Source organism: Streptomyces sp. NPDC001406, from assembly GCF_042895285.1.
In the GTDB taxonomy this organism is placed as follows: domain Bacteria; phylum Actinomycetota; class Actinomycetes; order Streptomycetales; family Streptomycetaceae; genus Streptomyces.
The window spans coordinates 1-17,768 of the sequence record NZ_JBIAWG010000024.1; the positions used below are offsets into that span (position 1 = coordinate 1).

The 17,768-nt window shown below is 69.0% G+C and carries 20 protein-coding genes and 4 pseudogenes; 14 read left to right on the forward strand and 10 right to left on the reverse strand.

Annotation, left to right across the window (positions count from 1 at the left end; genetic code table 11):
- Window positions 1-94: 94 nt before the first annotated feature.
- Together ACFY1J_RS40780 and ACFY1J_RS40785 are read right to left on the reverse strand one after the other, a co-directional pair.
- Window positions 95-622, reverse strand: coding sequence for a MepB family protein (locus tag ACFY1J_RS40780; protein WP_390711816.1), 528 nt, complete (start codon window positions 620-622; stop codon window positions 95-97).
- Between the two features lie 222 nt (window positions 623-844).
- Window positions 845-967 (reverse strand): annotated as a pseudogene (locus ACFY1J_RS40785) (SDR family oxidoreductase); the annotation flags it as partial.
- Between ACFY1J_RS40785 and ACFY1J_RS40790 the strand changes: the two are divergent.
- On the forward strand, window positions 968-1,165 hold the full coding sequence (locus ACFY1J_RS40790; RefSeq protein WP_390711817.1) for an AAA-associated domain-containing protein: 198 nt from the start codon (window positions 968-970) through the stop codon (window positions 1,163-1,165).
- 3 nt (window positions 1,166-1,168) lie between these two features.
- Here the strand turns inward: ACFY1J_RS40790 and ACFY1J_RS40795 are convergent, their stop codons facing one another.
- Window positions 1,169-1,564 carry an ArsR/SmtB family transcription factor gene (locus tag ACFY1J_RS40795; protein WP_390711818.1) on the reverse strand — a complete coding sequence of 132 codons (396 nt, stop codon included), beginning with the start codon at window positions 1,562-1,564 and terminating at the stop codon, window positions 1,169-1,171.
- A gap of 508 nt (window positions 1,565-2,072) precedes the next feature.
- On the opposite strand from ACFY1J_RS40795, the gene ACFY1J_RS40800 reads away from it, so the two are divergent.
- Window positions 2,073-2,306, forward strand: a complete 234-nt coding sequence (locus ACFY1J_RS40800; protein WP_390711819.1) for a hypothetical protein — start codon at window positions 2,073-2,075, stop codon at window positions 2,304-2,306.
- 230 nt (window positions 2,307-2,536) lie between these two features.
- Window positions 2,537-3,760 carry a branched-chain amino acid ABC transporter substrate-binding protein gene (locus ACFY1J_RS40805; protein ID WP_390732993.1) on the forward strand — a complete coding sequence of 408 codons (1,224 nt, stop codon included), beginning with the start codon at window positions 2,537-2,539 and terminating at the stop codon, window positions 3,758-3,760.
- 426 nt (window positions 3,761-4,186) lie between these two features.
- On the opposite strand, the gene ACFY1J_RS40810 is transcribed toward ACFY1J_RS40805, so the two are convergent.
- Window positions 4,187-4,336, reverse strand: a complete 150-nt coding sequence (locus ACFY1J_RS40810) for a cold shock domain-containing protein (RefSeq protein WP_390711910.1) — start codon at window positions 4,334-4,336, stop codon at window positions 4,187-4,189.
- Between the two features lie 307 nt (window positions 4,337-4,643).
- Between ACFY1J_RS40810 and ACFY1J_RS40815 the strand changes: the two genes are divergently transcribed.
- Complete coding sequence (locus ACFY1J_RS40815) at window positions 4,644-5,129, forward strand: DUF2975 domain-containing protein (RefSeq protein WP_390711821.1); 486 nt, start codon at window positions 4,644-4,646, stop codon at window positions 5,127-5,129.
- A complete protein-coding gene (locus tag ACFY1J_RS40820) occupies window positions 5,129-5,350 on the forward strand; it encodes a helix-turn-helix transcriptional regulator (protein WP_030724363.1) in 222 nt (73 codons plus the stop codon). The genes ACFY1J_RS40815 and ACFY1J_RS40820 overlap by 1 nt, the downstream gene beginning before the upstream one ends.
- A gap of 31 nt (window positions 5,351-5,381) precedes the next feature.
- Here the strand turns inward: ACFY1J_RS40820 and ACFY1J_RS40825 are convergent, their stop codons facing one another.
- Window positions 5,382-5,777 (reverse strand): transposase, encoded by a 396-nt coding sequence (locus tag ACFY1J_RS40825; RefSeq protein WP_390711822.1) that lies wholly within the window; start codon window positions 5,775-5,777, stop codon window positions 5,382-5,384.
- Window positions 5,778-6,020: 243 nt separating this feature from the next.
- On the opposite strand from ACFY1J_RS40825, the gene ACFY1J_RS40830 reads away from it, so the two are divergent.
- The 3 genes and pseudogenes from ACFY1J_RS40830 to ACFY1J_RS40840 form a co-directional block, all read left to right on the forward strand.
- Complete coding sequence (locus tag ACFY1J_RS40830; RefSeq protein WP_390732994.1) at window positions 6,021-6,779, forward strand: RNA polymerase sigma factor; 759 nt, start codon at window positions 6,021-6,023, stop codon at window positions 6,777-6,779.
- Window positions 6,776-7,720 carry a CU044_5270 family protein gene (locus ACFY1J_RS40835; RefSeq protein ID WP_390711824.1) on the forward strand — a complete coding sequence of 315 codons (945 nt, stop codon included), beginning with the start codon at window positions 6,776-6,778 and terminating at the stop codon, window positions 7,718-7,720. The genes ACFY1J_RS40830 and ACFY1J_RS40835 overlap by 4 nt, the downstream gene beginning before the upstream one ends.
- Window positions 7,721-7,994: 274 nt before the next feature.
- Window positions 7,995-8,078 (forward strand): annotated as a pseudogene (locus ACFY1J_RS40840) (IS5/IS1182 family transposase); the annotation flags it as partial.
- A 20-nt stretch (window positions 8,079-8,098) separates the two neighbouring features.
- On the opposite strand, the pseudogene ACFY1J_RS40845 reads toward ACFY1J_RS40840, so the two are convergent.
- A pseudogene (locus tag ACFY1J_RS40845) lies at window positions 8,099-8,744 on the reverse strand (IS5 family transposase); the annotation flags it as partial.
- 216 nt (window positions 8,745-8,960) lie between these two features.
- Here ACFY1J_RS40845 and ACFY1J_RS40850 point away from each other — a divergent pair.
- Both ACFY1J_RS40850 and ACFY1J_RS40855 read left to right on the forward strand, forming a co-directional pair.
- Entirely contained in the window at window positions 8,961-9,260 is a 300-nt protein-coding gene (locus ACFY1J_RS40850; RefSeq protein WP_390732995.1) for a VanZ family protein, read from the forward strand.
- A gap of 250 nt (window positions 9,261-9,510) precedes the next feature.
- Window positions 9,511-10,602: a medium chain dehydrogenase/reductase family protein gene (locus ACFY1J_RS40855; RefSeq protein ID WP_390732996.1), complete on the forward strand. Its 1,092-nt coding sequence runs from the start codon at window positions 9,511-9,513 to the stop codon at window positions 10,600-10,602.
- A 165-nt stretch (window positions 10,603-10,767) separates the two neighbouring features.
- Here ACFY1J_RS40855 and ACFY1J_RS40860 read toward each other — a convergent pair whose 3' ends face one another.
- From ACFY1J_RS40860 to ACFY1J_RS40875, 4 genes are all read right to left on the reverse strand, one after another.
- Complete coding sequence (locus ACFY1J_RS40860; RefSeq protein WP_390732997.1) at window positions 10,768-11,100, reverse strand: AAA family ATPase; 333 nt, start codon at window positions 11,098-11,100, stop codon at window positions 10,768-10,770.
- A gap of 210 nt (window positions 11,101-11,310) precedes the next feature.
- On the reverse strand, window positions 11,311-12,033 hold the full coding sequence (locus ACFY1J_RS40865; RefSeq protein ID WP_390711827.1) for a transglutaminase family protein: 723 nt from the start codon (window positions 12,031-12,033) through the stop codon (window positions 11,311-11,313).
- Window positions 12,034-12,253: 220 nt separating this feature from the next.
- The gene (locus ACFY1J_RS40870) at window positions 12,254-12,691 is read right to left on the reverse strand and encodes a helicase associated domain-containing protein (protein WP_390732998.1); all 438 of its coding nucleotides are present in this window, start codon (window positions 12,689-12,691) and stop codon (window positions 12,254-12,256) included.
- A 379-nt stretch (window positions 12,692-13,070) separates the two neighbouring features.
- Window positions 13,071-13,673, reverse strand: coding sequence for a TetR/AcrR family transcriptional regulator (locus ACFY1J_RS40875; protein WP_390711829.1), 603 nt, complete (start codon window positions 13,671-13,673; stop codon window positions 13,071-13,073).
- A gap of 188 nt (window positions 13,674-13,861) precedes the next feature.
- On the opposite strand from ACFY1J_RS40875, the gene ACFY1J_RS40880 reads away from it, so the two are divergent.
- From ACFY1J_RS40880 to ACFY1J_RS40895, 4 genes and pseudogenes are all read left to right on the forward strand, one after another.
- Window positions 13,862-15,652 carry a protein kinase gene (locus ACFY1J_RS40880; protein WP_390711830.1) on the forward strand — a complete coding sequence of 597 codons (1,791 nt, stop codon included), beginning with the start codon at window positions 13,862-13,864 and terminating at the stop codon, window positions 15,650-15,652.
- A gap of 135 nt (window positions 15,653-15,787) precedes the next feature.
- A pseudogene (locus ACFY1J_RS40885) lies at window positions 15,788-16,203 on the forward strand (helix-turn-helix domain-containing protein); the annotation flags it as partial.
- A 247-nt stretch (window positions 16,204-16,450) separates the two neighbouring features.
- Window positions 16,451-16,855: a hypothetical protein gene (locus ACFY1J_RS40890; RefSeq protein ID WP_390711917.1), complete on the forward strand. Its 405-nt coding sequence runs from the start codon at window positions 16,451-16,453 to the stop codon at window positions 16,853-16,855.
- A gap of 174 nt (window positions 16,856-17,029) precedes the next feature.
- A complete protein-coding gene (locus tag ACFY1J_RS40895) occupies window positions 17,030-17,722 on the forward strand; it encodes a TetR/AcrR family transcriptional regulator (RefSeq protein ID WP_390711831.1) in 693 nt (230 codons plus the stop codon).
- The last annotated feature ends 46 nt before the right edge of the window (window positions 17,723-17,768 follow it).

A 17,768-nucleotide genomic window follows, 5' to 3' on the forward strand; every position in this document is an offset into this window, starting at 1 on the left:
ACCCGCTGGAACAACTCCCACAACTCATCCGGCACTAGCCGCTCAACGATCCCCACACCGAGACCCTACCGAACACTCCAAATGAGATGTCTTCTTAGCCGGCCTGGTAGAGGGCGTGGGCACGCATCAGGTCGGCAGGCCCGTCCTGGCCGAGGTTGAAGAAGTAGTTCACCTGCCATGACTGGGTGCTGCGGGCCTGCCGGTTGGTCGTGGTCACCCACGGCGGATAGACGCGGAATCCCCGCTTCCCGCCGGAGCTGTCGCGGGAGACGATGTCGCGCTCGCACAACACCTCGCGCGGGAACACGAACTGTCCGAAGCCGTCGTCGTCGCGGCTGCTGATGACGAAGAGGTCCACCCCGTCGTCGGCGTCGAAGGGCCGGATCGGCCCCTCCTCAGACCGCTGCCACACGGTGACGAACTGGCCCACCTTCGTCGGGGTGGTCTTGGCCACGCGAAACCGAACCGAACGATCATCGAGCGTGAAGGCGCAAGCTGCGTACTCGGCGCTCTCCGGTTCGGGTACCGGCAGCGAGCAGGCGAAACCGCTCGGGTCGTACACCAACGCCTTCGCCGCCAGCAGGTCACCGTGAAGCCCCGTCCACGGCTGATTCGTCACCATACGGTCATCTTGCCATCGCGCCCATGAGTACTGCTTCGGCGCCTCATGTCGCGAACCGCGCAACCCGCCACCCTCTCGTCGGATTCCGGGCTGTCGCCTTTCCTGAACCGTTGGGTCCCGTGCAAGGCGTCGAGGTTCTGCCCCAACATCCCCAACTCGGTTGGGGCTTGGGCGAGCCCCGCGCTCTTGTCGGGCCGATTCTTCCGTCGGAGTGCTTCCGGCTCAGACCGTCTTGATCGTGCCGCCGTCGATGACGTAGTTGACGCCGGTGATGTTTCCCGCCACGTCGGACAGGAGGAACGCGATCAGGGCCGCCACTTCCTCGGGTTCGGCCACCCACCCGCTTTGGGAGGCCACCGTGCCCTGCGGGCGGGCTTCTTCCGGGACATCCTGGCCCACCACTTCACCAGTGAACAGGTCACCGCGCAGCTGGAAACGGCGACCGACTGGGGCCGGTACACAGAGCTGTTCTCGTACGACGCGGACCCGCGGGAATTCCGGCTCGACGAGAACGACGAGGCGGCGGCCACGCTCAGGCCGTAGTCCTCACTGTGCCGCCGCCGGCCGCGCGCCCAGCGCCCCGCGCACCACGGCGGGCTGTTCCTGCGCGGCGGTGGCGGACGCCTCGCCCCCGCCTCCGGACCCCGGGGCGTCGTCGTCCGCATCGGCCACCAGCTGGACCTCCTCCAGCAGGCTCCGTATGGCCGCCGCCCGGTAGTAGATCCGCGTACCCTCCCGCCGCGTGGTCACAAGCCCGGCCGCGCGCAGCTTCGCCAACTGCTGCGAGGTCGCGGCCACATGAGCACCCAGGATCCCGGCAAGCTCACGGCCGCTGCTCAGCGCCCACAGGAGCCGGTAACGCGAAGGATCGGCCACCGCCTTGAGCACCGCGACCGCCCGCTCCGCGGCCTCCGAGTCCCACGCCCGTTCTTGCGCACCCATGCAACTACGGTAGCGGTGGCCGTATCACCCACCCGCCCCCACAACGGCCCACGGATGACCACGACGGCCGACGACACCGCCCAGCCGGCACAGGCGCCGTACGCCAGTCGGCGCCGCCCGCTCGGGTCCGCTGTCTCAGTGCGGGGCGATAGCGCAACCGTGGCAGGAGGTCCCGGATGCTCGTCCTATACCACCATGTCGGTGAACTGGCCTTTCTGCCGCCGGTGTGGACCAGGCTCCCAGCCGCCGACCGGGCAGGTGTGGCCGCCGTGGTGATGGCGGTCGCCCTCGTTGGTTTCGTCGTCGGCACGAGAGTGGGCCAGACTCATTCACGGCCGATGAGACACCCGCAGGCCCTGTCGGCCGAGATGGTCGACACATCGTGGTTCGTCGCCCACACCCTGGACGGTTTCCCGGAGGAAAGGGTCAGCGCCGCACTGAAGGAGCCGGATGCCCCGTCCCTCGACCGATGTACGCGGCTTGGGTCCTCGCCACTCACACCCGTGACATGAGTGCCGTATGGCTGGAGAGGATCATGTCCCTGCCCGCCGATCTCGCCCGCCTACTCGTCGAGGCCGAACAGGAGATGTCCCACGACGCGGGCGACCAAGCAGCCGGGAGGGCGTCGGCCTACCGGCGGCAGGCCGACGCGAGCAGGGCGAGCGACGAGTACCCACCGGAGGTCTCTTCCCAGCGCCCGTGCGCCGACTGGGCAGGGCGAGAGACGCGATGCCGGTGCTGAGGAGCCGCGCCCCCGGGCCGGGGGCACGGCCTGGCTGGTGCGCGGCGTACCGTGCTGCGACCGTCGTCGGGCTCGCGGAGCGGAGCCCCCGCCCGACCAGCCCATAACAAGAGAATCACATCGCTTCGTCCCTTCTGCTGGTTTCGGCGGACGGCATCTAAGGTCACGCCAGCCGCTGCGCCGGAGGACCCCGGCAATGCGGCATGCGCCTCGAAGGGAAAGGACCGATCGTGCGCAAGCGTTCTCTCATAGCTGTCACCGCCGCGTTCGCCGCTGGAGCACTCTCGCTTACGGCGTGCGGTTCCCGTGACGCAGGATCAGCCGACGACCCCTCCGGCGGTTCCACGGTCGTCACCATCGGATTCGACGCCCCTTTGACCGGGGACCTGTCGGCTCTCGGCCTCGGTATGAAGAACTCGGTCGACCTCGCCGTCAACCAGGCCAACAAGAACAAGGAGGTGCCGGGCGTCACCTTCAAGGTCGTGGCGCTCGACGACCAGGCCCAGCCGTCCTCCGGCCAGCAGAACGCCACCAAGCTCGTCGCCGACAAGAGCGTGCTCGGCGTCGTCGGCCCGCTGAACTCCTCCGTGGCCCAGTCCATGCAGCAGGTCTTCGACGCCGCCCAGGTGTCCGAGGTCTCGGTGAACACCAACCCCGCTCTCACCCAGGGTGACAAGTGGGACACGGGCGAGAAGGTCCGGCCGTTCAAGACGTACTTCCGCACCGCGACCACGGACGCCATCCAGGGCCCGTACGCCGCCGAGTACCTGTACAACACCGCCAAGAAGAAGAAGGTCTTCGTCGTCGACGACAAGAAGACCTACGGCGCCGGCCTAGCCGCGACCTTCTCCGCCCACTTCAAGAAGCTCGGCGGCACAGTGGTCGGCAACGACCACGTCAACCCCGACGCCAAGGACTTCTCGGCCGTCGCCACCAAGATCAAGAACTCGGGCGCGGACGTCGTCTACTACGGCGGTGAGTACCCGGCGGCCGGCCCGCTCAGCGCACAGGTCAAGAAGGCGGGCGCCGCGATCCCGCTCATCGGCGGCGACGCGATCTACAGCGACGAGTACCTCAAGCTCACCGGCCCGCGCGGCGACGGCGACCTGGCCACCTCGGTCGGTGCGCCCGTCGAGAGCCTGCCCTCCGCGAAGAAGTTCATCGCGGACTACGGGGCGGCCGGGTACAAGGAGGCGTACGGAGCCTACGGCGGCTTCTCCTACGACTCCGCCTGGGCGATCATCCAGGCAGTGAAGGCCGTGGCCAAGGACGGAAAGCTGCCCTCCGACGCCCGCGCCAACGTCACCGAGGCCCTGCAGAAGGTCTCCTTCGACGGGGTCATGGGCAAGGTCTCCTTCGACGAGTACGGCGACGCCACCAACAAGCAGCTCACCGTCTACAAGGTCAAGGGCGGTGCCTGGAAGGCCGAGACCACCGGCACGTTCACCGGCTGACCGAACCCGGACACTGGGCGAGCCGCCGACGACCCGGCACGTCTCGCCCTTCCGGCCAGGCGGCGGCCGTTCGCCCGCAACAACACGAGGCCGGGCTGCTCCTCCCCATGCGGGACGGGGCAGCCCGGCCTCGCCGGTCCTGCGCCCGCGGCCGTCGGACGCGCCTCCGTCACCGGCAGGGAGAAGGCGTCGAACGCCGCCTGCTACGGCTACACGGGTCGGATCGGGGATGCCGAGCACGACCACCTGATCAGCCTGCAGCTCGGCGCGACCCCAACAACCCTCGCAACCTCCGGGTGCAGCCGCCGGACCCAGGCCACAGGACGGGCGGCGGGGTCAGCAACGCGAAGGACCCGGTGGAGACGAGGCCGCACACCGCGGTCCGTTCCGGCAAGGTCACCCTCACTGCTGCGCAGCGCGCGATCGTCACCGACTGGACCACTGCCCTGAGCAGCGGCCCTGGCCCTGGGTGATGTCGAAGGTGACGGTCTGGCCTTCCTGGAGCTCACGGAAGCCGCTCCCGCTGATGTTGGAGTAGTGCGCGAAGACGTCGGGGCCGCCCCCGTCCTGCGCGATGGAGCTTGCTCTGGCGCTGGAGCAGGAACGCTTCGGCGACGTACGGGCTCCGCTGAGGGCGGTCTCCCAGTTGCGGGCATCCGGGCACCGCTGACCCCAGGGCTTTGGCGTAGTCGGGTGGCGTCCGATTTGCGCTCAAGCGGGGCCGACTTCGACAAGATCAAGACGGTTCGTGTGAACGTCATGCCATGGGAGGGGTGGCGGCGTCCCGACACATGCGAAACCGCCTCCCACCCTCCATCCCAGCCATTGCTTCATCTATCGAAACTCGATAGATTCCCATCGTAGCTCGATGGAAGGATGGGGCATGGGAAAGCTGACCGTGCGTGCGCTGCGTGCCGTGCTCGTGGTGGTGCTCGCCGGCACCGTGTTCGTACAGGCATTGATGGTGTGGGCACTCGCCACCGACCCGGAGGACGGGTCGCTCCCGCTGACCCCGCTGCGCGTGATCACGATCCTGGGCATGGTGTCGGCCCAGGTCGCGCTGGTCTGCGTATGGCGGCTGGTGACGATGGTGCGACACGGAACCGTGTTCTCCCACGCCGCCTTCCGGTACGTGGACGGCGTGATCGGCGCGATCGTGGCGGCAGCCCTCGTATGGTTCGCGGTCACGGCCCTCAACGCGCCGGGCCAGCGGGACGACCCGGGCGTCACCCTCATCATGGGCGGGATCGGCGTGGCCATCCTGGGGGTCGCACTCATCGTGCTCCTGCTGCGGATGCTGCTCGCCCAGGCCGTCGCACGCGACGTCGAAGCGACGCAGATGCAGGCCGAGTTGGACGAGGTGATCTGATGCCGATCGCCGTCGACATCGACGTGATGCTGGCCAGGCGGAAGATGTCCGTGGGCGAGCTCGCGGACCGCGTGGGGATCACGCCCGCCAACCTGGCGGTACTCAAGAACGGCCGCGCCAAGGCGGTGCGCTTCGCGACGCTCGCCGCGCTCTGCGAGGTGCTCGAGTGCCAGCCGGGCGACCTGCTGCGTTGGGAGGCCGAGGACGCCGCGGGCGGATGACGTGCTTCAGGGCGAGCGTGGTTCAGCCGGTTCAGCCGACGCACCGCGGCCAGGACATGCGTGGAATCCGTGCGCCGGCCGCCGGGCCGTACCAGCAGGCCCGCCTTTCGCAGCCGATCCAGGACCAGGTCCAGCAATGCCGGGAGGCTCGGTCAGCCGTCAGTCGGTCCCGGAACTCGCCGAGCACGGAGTTGTCGAACCCGGGATCGGTCAGCTCCAGCCGCAGAAGAAGCTTCCAGTCGATGTGCCCGTGCAGGGCAGCCGCCGCGTGGCGGTGCGACAGCCCCTCCATGAACTGCAGCACTGACACGAGCGCCAACTGATGTGGTGGCACGCAGGTTGACCACGCTGCGAGAAAAGATCCGCGAAGTCCTTGCGACACCACGATCACGTCACGCTCGCGCCCCCACGTCGCTCCAGCCATCATCCCGCCACCGCAAGGTTATGTGGTGACCCCCGCCGAATTCGCCGATGGTGTCCCCGGCGGGGCGCCATCGGGCAGGGCGAGTCGACGATATGGGACGAACGCTCGAAGATCGAATGAGTTGCCGAACAAAGGTGCCCGGGCAGGGTGTCGGCCTGATGGCACGGCCGTGCCGTCCCGGGAGGATCCACACCGGATGTGATCACCGCCACAGAGACGACAAGTAGCGAGCGGACAGGGCTGGTTGTGGACCTTTCCCTACGTGAGCGGATACGGGCCGGTGACCCGGAAGCCTTTGCCGAGCTGTTCGGTGCGCATGCCCGCGCCGTGTACAGCCACGCCGCCCGGCTGACCGGAGACCGAGGCGCCGCCGAGGACGTGGTGTCCCTGACCTTCCTGGAGGCATGGCGGCTGCGGGAGAAGCTGAGACCCGATGCCACGGCCATCGAAGGAAGCGCCGGGAGACCCGATGGTGATGGCCTGCGTCCCTGGCTCTACGGCATCGCCACCAACGTCCTGCGCAACACCCGCCGAGCCGCCCGCCGGCAAGGCGCTGCGCTCGCCCGGCTCCCGGGCCGCCCGGCGGACCTCGACAGTGTGCCCGACTTCGCAGATGAAGTCGTCGGCCGCATGGAGAACGCCGAACGCCTCGCCGCTGCCCGCACCGCGCTCGGCCGACTCCGACGAGCCGAGCGCGAGGTGTTCGCGCTGTGCGTCTGGTCGGGACTGAGTTACGACGCCGCGGGCGAGGCCCTCGGCGTACCGGCCAGCACTGTACGGTCGCGGCTCTCCCGGGCAAGGCAACGCCTACGGCGCTTGTCGGAGGCGGAGTTGGCCCGGCATACGTCCGGCAGGCGGCCACCGCAGAGCCTGCAGGCACCAAGTGCCCGCATACCGCCGGAAGACCCGCTGAAGAAAGAAGATTCGAGACTCGGGCCGCGCACCGGACAGGTACTGGGTGGCCGCCCCCAATCGGCCCGGTCGACACAGGAGAAGCACCGATGAATCCCGAAGAGCGCGAAGAACTGGCCAGGCTGGTGCCGAGCCCGGGTGAACCGGTCCTGACGAGCGACCGCCATGACCTGTTGAAGGACCATCTGATGCGAGAGCTCACCAAGGAATCCCAGGGTTCCCGGGAGATCGCGACGGCGCCCGGGGCGCCCGAGCCCGCCCCCCGCCTCCGGTTCGCGATGATCGCCCTGCCCGTTGCCGCAGTCGCCGTAGTCACCGCCACGGTCGTCGTCGGTGCCGTCGGATCCGGTACTGCCACATCCGATCCGAAGGCGGTCGATCTTCTGAACCGCATCGCCGCGGTCGCCGCCTCGAAGAAGTCCGTGGCCGTCCGCGACGACCAGTATGTCTACGTCCGGACCAAGGGCTTCATGAAGTTCTCGGACAACGACATCCGGATCCTTCGCGAGTCGAACTGGACCGCCGTCGACGGCAAGCGGTCGGGACTCCGCCGGATCACGGTGCTTTCGGGCCCGCCGCCCCGCCCGCGGGACCCGTTCTCCTCGTACGCCAAGGGCACGAGGGACATGAAGCTGAGCCCCGACCCGAATGTCACCACATTCCGGGAGCTGGAGGCGCTGCCCACCGACCCCGACGCGTTGCTCGACAAGATCTACGCCGACACGAAGGACAAAAACTCGATCAACCAGGGCGCGGCGCTGGAGAAGATCGGCGACATGCTCGCCGACGCGACGCTGCTTCCCGAGGTGGACGCGGCGCTCTACCGCGCCGCGGCGAAGATACCCGGCGTCTCGGTGGTCGAGGACGTCAAGGACTACGCCGGCCGCCCAGGCATCGGCCTGAGCTTCAAGAACGGCGACGACCGAACTGTATGGGTCTTCGACAAGAAGTCGCTCAGCTACCTGGGCACGGACGAGGAGGCCCTGCTCGACACCGCAGTCGTCGACAAGATCAGTGAGACGCCAGGCAACTGAGACTTGGTCAGGTAGTGAGGCAACGGCCCCTCGGCCGGTTGGGCGGGTGCCGGGTGGCGGCGCGCGTGAGGTCGTCAGGTGGAATTGCGTACCGCCGCCCGGCGCCGGGACGGTTCAGCTCAGCGGGACGTCGAGGACGGCCTTGTGGTGGCTGAACGTCTCGATGGAGTGGTGTCCCAGGTAGGCGAGGTGCTGCTGGCGCGGACCTGCCGCGCAGGCGTTCCTCGGCAAAGTCGGCCAGAAACATCAGCGGGGTGAGCGCCACGATGGCCGCAAGATCCTGCGGGACTGCCGGCAGCGCAGCGACGGTCTCCACCACGCTGTCCGGGACGTCGCCCGCATGCACAATCTCGCTCTAGGGCGCATATCGAGTCGTGATCAATTGGTGGTCTGGGTGAGGTCTTTGATCCAGATCATCGAGGCGCGCAGGTGCAGGCCAGCGAGGTAGCTGTCCGGGGTCTTGTCGTATCGGGTGGCGATGCCTCGCCAGGCCTTGAGCTTGTTGATCAGGCGCTCGACGGTGTTCCTCTCTCTGTAGAGGCCGGCGTCGTGGCTGACGGGCCGACCGCCCGCGGAGCTCTTCTTCTTCCGGTTGGCAGCCTGGTCCCTCTTCTCCGGGATCACTGCCTTGATACCGCGTCTACTCAGGTGGGCCCGGTTTCCGCGGGAGGAATAGGCCTTGTCCCCGGCGACCGCGTCCGGCCGGGTGCGGGGTGGCCGACGGGGCCGCGGACCCGTATCTTCCCCAGCACGGGGATGAACTGCGGGCTGTCCGCGGCCTGGCCCGCGGTCAGCACGAACGCCAGCGGGCGGCACTTGCGGTCGGCGGCCAGGTGAACCTTGCTGGTCTGCCCGCTTCTGGAGCGTCCCAGGAAGGCGGCCTTCAGCCGGAGTTTTCGCCGGCGCCGGATGCGTCGTCGTTCCTCGCGCTCGGGATGATCGGTCTCGGTGTCCTGTCCGTCTTGTTCCTCGAGCCTGCCCCCTTTGACCTGGCCTTCTCCGCCTCTGCGGCAGTCTTCTCCAGTTTCCGGTCCCCGGCTGGCGATACCGGTGCGCACGATGGCCTGGTCGTCGGCGATCAGTACCCGGATCACGGCCTGCCCGTCCCGGCCGGAGCGAGTGGCAGACAGGCGCGGACCAGCCATCCTCCGTCGGCGGTGGCACCGGCCCGGAACGTACCCCCGAGCCCGGCGACCCGTTCCTCCAGCCCCTTGAGCCCGTAGCCCGGCGGGCTGGTCCGGTGGACCGTGCCGTGCTGCTGCCGCTGATCAGCCGGGTGGCCGGCATGCGCCGGGCGATCGCGGTGAGTGCTCTGGCGAGCCTGTGCATCGAGCTCGCGCAGCTGTTGTGCTACATGATCTTCAACAACGGCCGGTCCTGCGACATCAACGACATCCTCGCCAACACCCTGGGCGGCCTGATCGGCTACGTCCTGGTGCGCGCCGCGCTCAACAGGCCCTCCCCGGGTTCCTTTCTGCGGGGCATCGCCCTGCCCCGGTCCGCCGCGCACGCCGGACAGATCACGGCTGTGGCAGCCTGACCGAGCCACGTCGGTCACGACGGCGCGAGCGCACGGCTGGGGCGCCCTCTGCGGCGTACCGATCCCGCCGCGTTGCTTCTCACGCCTGGTGGGATGCCGGCCCCAGCTCCACGACACGGATGAAGACGACCGGTTCGTCGCCCTCCGCCGTATAGCCGTACTCGCGGTCGCTGGCCAGGCGCGCGCTCGCGCCTCGAGACCGCTGGATCGACCGGATGTGCGGACGGGGCGGCGCGCCTAGGCTGAAGGGGTGAGACGTGTCGTCGTCGGCCATTTTGGCGGCCCCGAGGTACTCAGGGTCGTGGAGGACGACGATCCCCGACCGGGGCGGGGCGAGGTGTGCGTCAGGGTCCTGGCCGCCGGTGTCTCGTTCACCGACGCCCTGCTGCGCGCAGGCTCGTATCTCGGTGTCCCGAAGCCGCCGTTCACGCCTGGCTACGAGCTCGTTGGTGTCGTCGAGGAGCTCGGTCCGGGCTGTTCGAGGCTGCGCAAGGGAGACCGCGTTGCCGCGCTGACGGTGTGGGGCGCCTACGCGGAGCGCGTCTGCCTTGCGGAGAGGGACACGATCGAGGTGCCCGAGGACCTCGACCCGGCGGAGGTTGTGGGGCTTGTTCTCACGTACATGACCGCCTACCAACTGCTTCACCGCATGGCGAAGGTGAGGAGCGGGGAGACGGTGCTCGTGCACGGCGCGGCCGGCAGGGTGGGCACGGCGGTTCTCGAGCTCGGAACGGTGGCCGGGCTTCGCCTCTACGGAACCGTTTCGGCTCGCGACCGCGCCGCGGTCGAGCGGCTCGGCGCTGTGGCGATCGACTACCGCAACGAGGATTTCCTGGCCGTGGTGCGCCTACTCCCCGGGAAAGGCGTGGACGTCGCACTCGACGGGATTGGGGGCATGGTGTCGCTTCGCTCCTTCCGCGCACTCAGACCCGGCGGAAGGCTTGTCGTGTTCGGCCATTACGCCGTGCTCGCCCAAGGACGCAAGAACTGGCGAGGGTGGATGGAGTGGTACGCGGCAACCGCGGGCGTCGCGCTCTGGGGTGTGCTCTCGCCCCACCGACGGGTGCTCGCCTACCATGTCCAAAAGCTGCGCGAAGGTCACCAGGTGCTTCCCGTGGGTCGTCGCCGACCGCTCCCCGTGGGTGGCGGGCCCCGCTACCCGGACTGGTTCCGGGAGGACTTCCACGCGCTGCTCCAGCTGCTTCGTCGTGGCGAGATCCACCCGGTCGTGGCTGAGCGCCTGCCGCTGTCGGACGCCCGTCGAGCACACGAGCTCCTCGAGCGCTCGGCGGCGAGGGGAAAAATCGTGCTTGTGCCTCAATCCGAGGACGCCGCTCGCTGATGGTGCGCGAAGGGGGTGCTGGCCGAGTCGGGCGGGTTGTGCCCGGTCCAAAGGCAGGGGCGGCGGACCGGCTCGCCCGTGGCCCGTTCGGTGGCAGCCAGGGCGGGCAGGCGGTGACGGGTCCGTCCACGACGCACCAGCCCGGACGCAACGGGTAGGCCGGGGTCACCGGGCATTGTCGTGGGACACGAGGGCACCCGCAGGTGGGCGCAGACATCGCAATCCGCATCGCCCGCAGAAGTGCGGGTCGCCGAGCAGCCGCACCACCGCACCGGCTGTGGTGGCGTCGGTCAGGACCCTGTCCAGCAGCCGGGTGCTGGACATCCCGGCCTCGTCGGCGGCCAGGACCACGTACCTCGGGCGCAGCCAAAAACGCGGCGTCGACCGCGAGGCCCTGGGCGTGGCGGCCGCGCTGGTGCAGCCAGGAATGCGGGGCGTGCCCGGCCGGCGGGATCGCCGGGCGCCGCTGGCGTCGACGGCTGCGGCCGGCAGACGCATCGCGATGGTCTTCCCGGACCCGGTCGGGAGGGGGGCTCGCCCCCGTTGTGCGGAAGTAACTGATTAGCTGGTCAGGGTGGGTTCCCGAGATACGGGGAATGCTGACAGAGGGTCAGATGATTCTCATGAGGCGCGCGGCAGGATCAGCCACCCGCATGACGACCCACCGGAACCGGCTGCGCCGCCTGCCCACCGGCGTGACCGCGGATGTCATTGAGTCTGTGCCTTGGTGGTGCCGGCTCGGATGGAGGCGACCTTGTGGTTCATCATGGCCCGCATCCGCGGCCAGACCAGCCATTGCCGGATGCCGCGGACATTGCCGCCGTGCAGCCGGTAGAACGAGTCCGGATCGTCGAAGACGCCAAAGTCGTGGTTGACGCCGGTGGCCTGGATCTGCGTGTCGGTGCCCTGCCAGGCGACCGGCGGGTCCGCCAGATCTTCAGTGCCCACCCCGTACCCGCAGAAGGCGCCGCTGTTCACTTGCAGCTTTGCGCGCAGGCCCTCAAGGTAGGGCTGGTCGAGGATCACGCCCTCCAGCCCAACCCAGCGGCCATCGTAGAAGACCTCCGCCCAGCTGTGGACTAGGTTGGCGGGCGCGGCCCGGTAGAACAGGCCTTCCATGATCCCTTTCTGCAACCGCTTGGCGATAGTGGCGCCGTGGAAACGGCAGCCGCTGCCGGTGGCCCGCAGCAGCGCCATCAGCAGCGTGGTCTTGGTGTTGCATTCCCCGTACCCGTCGGCGAGCACCGCCGACGCGGGCAGGTCGTCAGACTCGTTGTAGCCGAACGCGAGCTCGTTCTGGACAAAGTCATATATCGCGCCGATTCGCTCGCGCTCGAGTAGGTTCCTCCAGAAGCGATCCTGGATCAGGGCCTGGATGCGCGGATGTTCGAAATCCAGGAGCCGCGTAGCTCGGAGGTAACGCTCTCCCATAGCACCAGCCTATGCCGGGGCAGGGGAGATCCCAAGTGACCTGCGCTTCCTCGCCTGCGGCCTGCCAGCCCTCCTCGGCCATGATCTTCGCGACGGCGTTCTCGGAAATCCGCCAGCCCTCGGCCCGCAGGGCGTCCTGAGCGCACGCTGGCGTTGGGGTACGCGATCACGCGCGTGGGCCAGGGCGTCCATGAACGAGGGGCCCCTGGGACTGCTTACGTCAGTGCTCGATCCGCTCGGGGGTGAGGGTGGCGGCGCGGGTGCGTTGGTTGCCGATCCAGGCGCCGAGTTTGATGTGCCGCTCCTTCTGGTCCTCGCCGCCGACGCCGGGGCCGAGCCGTTCCACATGCTTCCTGGGCACTCGCAGGTGTCCTTCGCGTTCGTAGAACTGGCGGGCGGCGGCGATGTTGAGGGCCCACCGGTCGGCTTGTGTGTGGCGCGGGCGTGGTTTCTCGTCGTGGGTGGCGGGTTGGATGCCGAGGATGTGTTCGAGCATCCATTGCTGCACGGTGGTGAGCTTGTCGAACCCGAGCCGCTGGGTGCGTACCCAGCGTCCGAGGTCCTCGCCCTGGCGCACGGCGTCGCCTGGCTCGGTGGGCAGTGCGCAGCCTTTCTCGAGGTGCTGGCGGGTGAGGTGGAAGGCGCGTTGCCATTCCACGGGCCAGGCGAGGCACCGGGACGGGTCGATGTTTTCCAGCTGTTCGCGCCGTTCCTCCGCCAGGGCGCCGGCCGCGGTCCGTGGGCGTCCGGGCCCTCCGGGAGGCGGAAGAGGCCGGGCGCAGGCCTGCGCCGGACGGGCGGCCGGACGCGGGGCCGCACGTCGGGCGTACGCCGGGGGCGGCGGGCCGGACGGCAGGACGCAGGACCGGCACGGAGCCGGACGGCCGGGAACCGAGCCAACAGGCCTTCCGTGTTTCCTACCGGCAGCGGTTCGGCAAGGGTGATCTCGTGCATGTTCGTACCTCCGCGTGAGCCGGTAATTGCGGTCGTAGAAGGAACACGGGGTGTGATTTCGTAGCCCGATATTGTGCTGCGTTTTACCTCGGCTCTGCGCTGACCGACAACCAGATCCGCTCCGCCAGGATCCCCGCCGCCTCGTCGAGGTCGACGTCGTGGATACCGGAGAGCCAGCGGCGGGCCACGGCGACGACGGGGCCCAGCACGAGGGACTCGATGAGGGGCTGGGAGAGCGGGGCCAACTCGCCGGATTCCACGTGGGGTTCGATCCAGCGGGCGAGGGCCGACACCCTCGCTCGCTGGGCGTCGCGCTGCTCCTGGCCGCTCCGCATCGGCTGGCGGTCGCCGTATGGGGAGTGCACGAGCCGCGCGGCGTCCGGGTGTTCCCGGACAAACGCGAAATAGGCTCGTACGACGGCCTCGATGCCGTCACGCGAGGTCGGCGCGGCCTGCAGTGCGGTGAGCAACTCGTCGAGCAGCCTGCCCACCCAGCGCCGCTCCGCCGCGATGACCAGGCCGTCGATGCTGCCGAAGTGGTGATAGAGGCTGCCCAGGCTGACCCCGCTGGCCTTGGTGACGGCGCTGACGGTGAGGCCTTGTTCGCCCGACTCCGCGTAGACGCGCAGCACGGCGTCGAGGAGGCGGTCCACGGTCGCCTCGCCGCGTTGCTGCTTGGGAGTCATGTGGTGCCGCCGATTCCGCTGGTTGCGTTTAGAGAGATCTAGAGTGTTTTTCTAGAAAGTTCTTCCAATCCTACTGCCCGCTGGCCCAGACTTGCCTGTGCGGGACACGAGTGGCCACCCGGCCGTGGGGGAGTGGGCGGACACTCGTCCACTCCCGCGACGACCGCGAACGGGGAGACGGGGACGACGTGTCAGAGCTGCGCGGAAGCGGTGCCGAGCCGCTGGAGGACGAGGATCCGCGGCGGATCGGGGGCATCCCCCTGATCGGCCGGCTCGGGGCGGGCGGCATGGGCCGCGTGTATCTCGGCGTCCACGAAGGGCGTTACGCCGCCGTCAAGCAGGTGCTCTCCTCCGTCGTCGCCGAGGACAAGGCCTTCCTGCGCCGCTTCGGGCACGAGCTGGACAACCTCGCCAAGCTGCCCGCGCGGGCCACCGCGCCGCTGCTTGTCAGCGACCGCACCGCACAGCCGCCGTGGTTCGCCACCGCGTACGTCCCCGGACTCACCCTGCGCGAGGCGGTCGAGCTGAACGGCGCTCCGCTGCCCGCCGACGCGCTGTGGCTGCTGCTGCGGGAGGCAGCCTCGGGACTGGCGGAGGTGCACGCGCTGGACATGGTGCACCGGGACGTCAAGCCGTCCAACGTCATGCTGACCCTCGACGGCGTCACCGTCATCGACTTCGGCGTCGCCCAGGCCGCGGAACAGAGCCAGCTGACCCTGACCGGCATGGTGGTGGGCACGCCCGCCTACATGTCGCCCGAACAGGCCTCGGGGGCACGGAAGTTGACCGGCGTCGTCGACGTGTTCGCCCTCGGCTCGGTGCTCGCGTACGCTGCCTGCGGGCGCCCGCCCTTCGGCGACGAGTCCGGGCACGGGGTGCTGTACCGCATCGTGCACGAGGAGCCCGACCTCGACCCCGTGCGCGAACTGGCCCCGGAGCTCGCCGAGGTCGTCGCGGCCTGCCTCGCCAAGGACCCCGGCGCCCGCCCGACCGCCGCCGAACTCATCGAACTCGCGGAACAACACGGGCCGTTCACCGCCCCCATGTGGCCGGAGGCCATCACCGAGCGGCTGTCCGAACGGGCCGCCTTCGCCGCGACACCAGTCCCGGAGATCGAGGAGCCGTCCGTCCCTGTCCCGACCCTGTCGTCCGCCGAGCCGAAGCCCGAGCCGGAGTCCACGCCCCGCCCTGAGCCGCGCGAGCGCCGCCGCCGTACCCGGATCCTGTTCGCCACCGTCCCCGTTGTGGTCGTGGTCACCGGTACGACCCTCGCGATCCAGCTCCTGCCGAACACCTCCGCGCCACAGACCGACGCCCGCGCCACCCCGTCGGTCACGGTCTCTGCTTCGCTCACCCCCACCCAGTCCCCCTCGGGCACGGCGACTCCGGGGAAGTCGCCGTTGGGCAAGGGCAAAGGCAAGGGGAAGGGGATGGGCGGGGCGCAGACGAACAGCGGGAGCTCGGGCACCGGTACGGGCACGGACGCGAAGGAAAGCTCCGGCGGCTCCGGCACCTCGGACGGCTCGGGCGGAAGCAGCGGCTCAGGTGGCTCGGGCGGTTCCGGCGGTACGTCGACGGGCGCATCGGACGAGGACGCCACGGCGGGCAGCTACTTCCACCTCGTGAACGGGGACAACGGCAACTGCCTGACCCTGACGGCCTACGGCAACGGGCTGATCCACGGGAGCTGCGCGGACGACGCGAACAGCTCCTGGGCCTTCCTGAGCGCGTCGGACGGCTCGTTCAAGGTCGTCAACCAGGGCAGCAGCCAATGCCTGGTCACCCCCGTCTACGGCAACAACGCCTCGGTCGGCTCGTGTGAGGCGTACGGCCAGTCCTCGATGTTCTGGACCAGGGGCTCCGGCGCGACCCTGCGCAGCGTGCAGAGCGGCAAGTGCCTGGATCTGGCCTCGGGCAGCAGCGTGACGGCGTACGACTGCGAGTCAGGGAAGGCGTCCCAGCGCTGGACGAAGGAGTAGCCGTCCGAACCCTTTCGTAAGCATGCAGAAGGAATGCGGCTGACTGGTCACGGTGTGTGAGGCTTGCTGTTCAGGTGGTTTGCTCGAGCCAGTGCTCTGGCGCCGCTGTCCATGGTCACGGCAACATGATCGGTCGTGCTGATGCGACTGGCCCACCTGGGTCTGACGAACCTGTTCGCCATACTGCACCTGCTGCCGATGAGCGACCAGGACAAGGACGTGGAGATCCTGGCGCTACGCCATCAGATCACGGAGCTGGAGCGGCAGCTGGGCAGGGGAAAGCCGCGGTTCGACGCGAGTGACCGGGCGTTCCTGGCGGCGCTGTTGCACCGGCTCCCGCGGGACGCGCTGAGCAGGGTGCGGTTGCTGGTGCGCCCGGACACAGTGCTGCGGTGGCACCGCGACCTGGTCGCGCGCCGCCACGCGGCCCGTTCCTGGCCGAAGCGCCCGGGCCGGCCTCGGACCGTGCCCTGGTGCTGCGTCTGACGCGGGAAAGTCCCAGTTGGGGCTACAGGAGAGTGCATGGTGAGCTGCTTGTGCTGGGGATCAAGGCGCAGGGCGGGTGCGGGAAGAGGTCCGGAGAAACGGGCCGGCCGAAAGGCCGGAACCGCGCTCCGGGCCGACTTCACGGCCTTGAGCTGGAGGAGGATCCGGGATTCGACCACTCGGTGTGCGAGTTCAGGGCCCGGCCGGCCGAACAGGACGGCGCCGTCGACCGGCTGCTGCGGCTGATGCTGGACCGTCTGGTGGAGGCCGGCCTACTCAAGACCGGGGGACGACAGCGCACGGACGCGACCCATGTGCTGGCCGCGGTGGACCCTCAGCCGCCTGGAGCTGGTCGGAGAGACGCTACGAGCAGCCCTGGAGGAGTTGGCCGAGGCCGCCCCCGGCTGGCTGGCGCCGCTGATCGAGCCCGAGTGGGCCAAGCGGTACGGACGCCGGGTGGAGATCGGCAAACTGCCAGGCGGGAAGGCAGCCGTGACCGCCCGGGCCGAGGAGTTCGGCCGGGACGGACAGAAGATCCTCACCGCCTCCTGGGCCGCATGTGACCGCCTGGGCATCGCCCCCGAGGAGGCAGTCATGATGGACGATCTGCAGCAGAATCTCGACGGAGCGGCACGGATCGGAATCGGGGGCGTACTGCACACCAGCGCCGCCGACACCCGCCGCCAACTCGCCGAACGCTTCGGCATCACCGCCTGACCGATCGACCGAACCGACCGATCGACCGGGCGCAGTGAGGCCGGTCATCCGGCCACACCGTCCGAGGACCATGTCGAGGCCGCGCCAAGTCAACTGATCGGCGAGGGCGAGAATCTCCCCGCGCGTCTTTGCGGGTTTGTGACTATGGCGTCGGATTCAAGTACAGTTTCCGGGATGGACACCACTGCGCCCGAGGAGCTCGACGGCGAGAAGGCACCGCCCATGGCGCCCCTCTCGCACCTTCGCGAGCCGCCCACGACGAAGCGCGGAGCGCGGACGCGGGCCGCGTTGGTGAAGGCCGCGCGGACGGTGTTCGAACGGGACGGCTACCTCGACACCCGCCTGACCGACATCACCAAAGAGGCTCAGTGCGCGGCGGGATCCTTTTACACCTACTTCGCCAACAAGGAAGAGGTGCTTGCCGCCGTCCTCCTGGAGGCGCAGGAGGACATGATGCACCCCGGCATGGGCCGCGTGCAGGGTGCCGACGATCCCTATGCGGTACTCGAGGCGAGCAATCGCGCGTATCTCGAGGCATACAAACGGAATGCGAAGCTGATGTCCCTGCTTGAGCAGGTCGCACAAGTGGAGCCGGAGTTCCGGGAGTTCCGAAGCCGACGCGCTGACGCGTTCATCCGTCGTAATGCCCGCGGCATCGCCGACCTGCAGGCGCGGGGTGTCGCAGATCGTGAGGTCGATCCGATGATGGCCTCCCGTGCGCTGTCGGGCATGGTCAGCGTCATGGCCTACAACGCCTTCGTGCTCGGCGAACGGCACGAAGAAGGTACGCCGGTGGACTTCGAGGAGCTCGTGTCCACGGTCACCCGGCTCTGGGCGAACGCCCTGCGGTTCCCCGGCAACCGCTGATCCGGCGGCTTGTACCGCCTGCCTCTTCGCCCGGTACCGCCGGGTA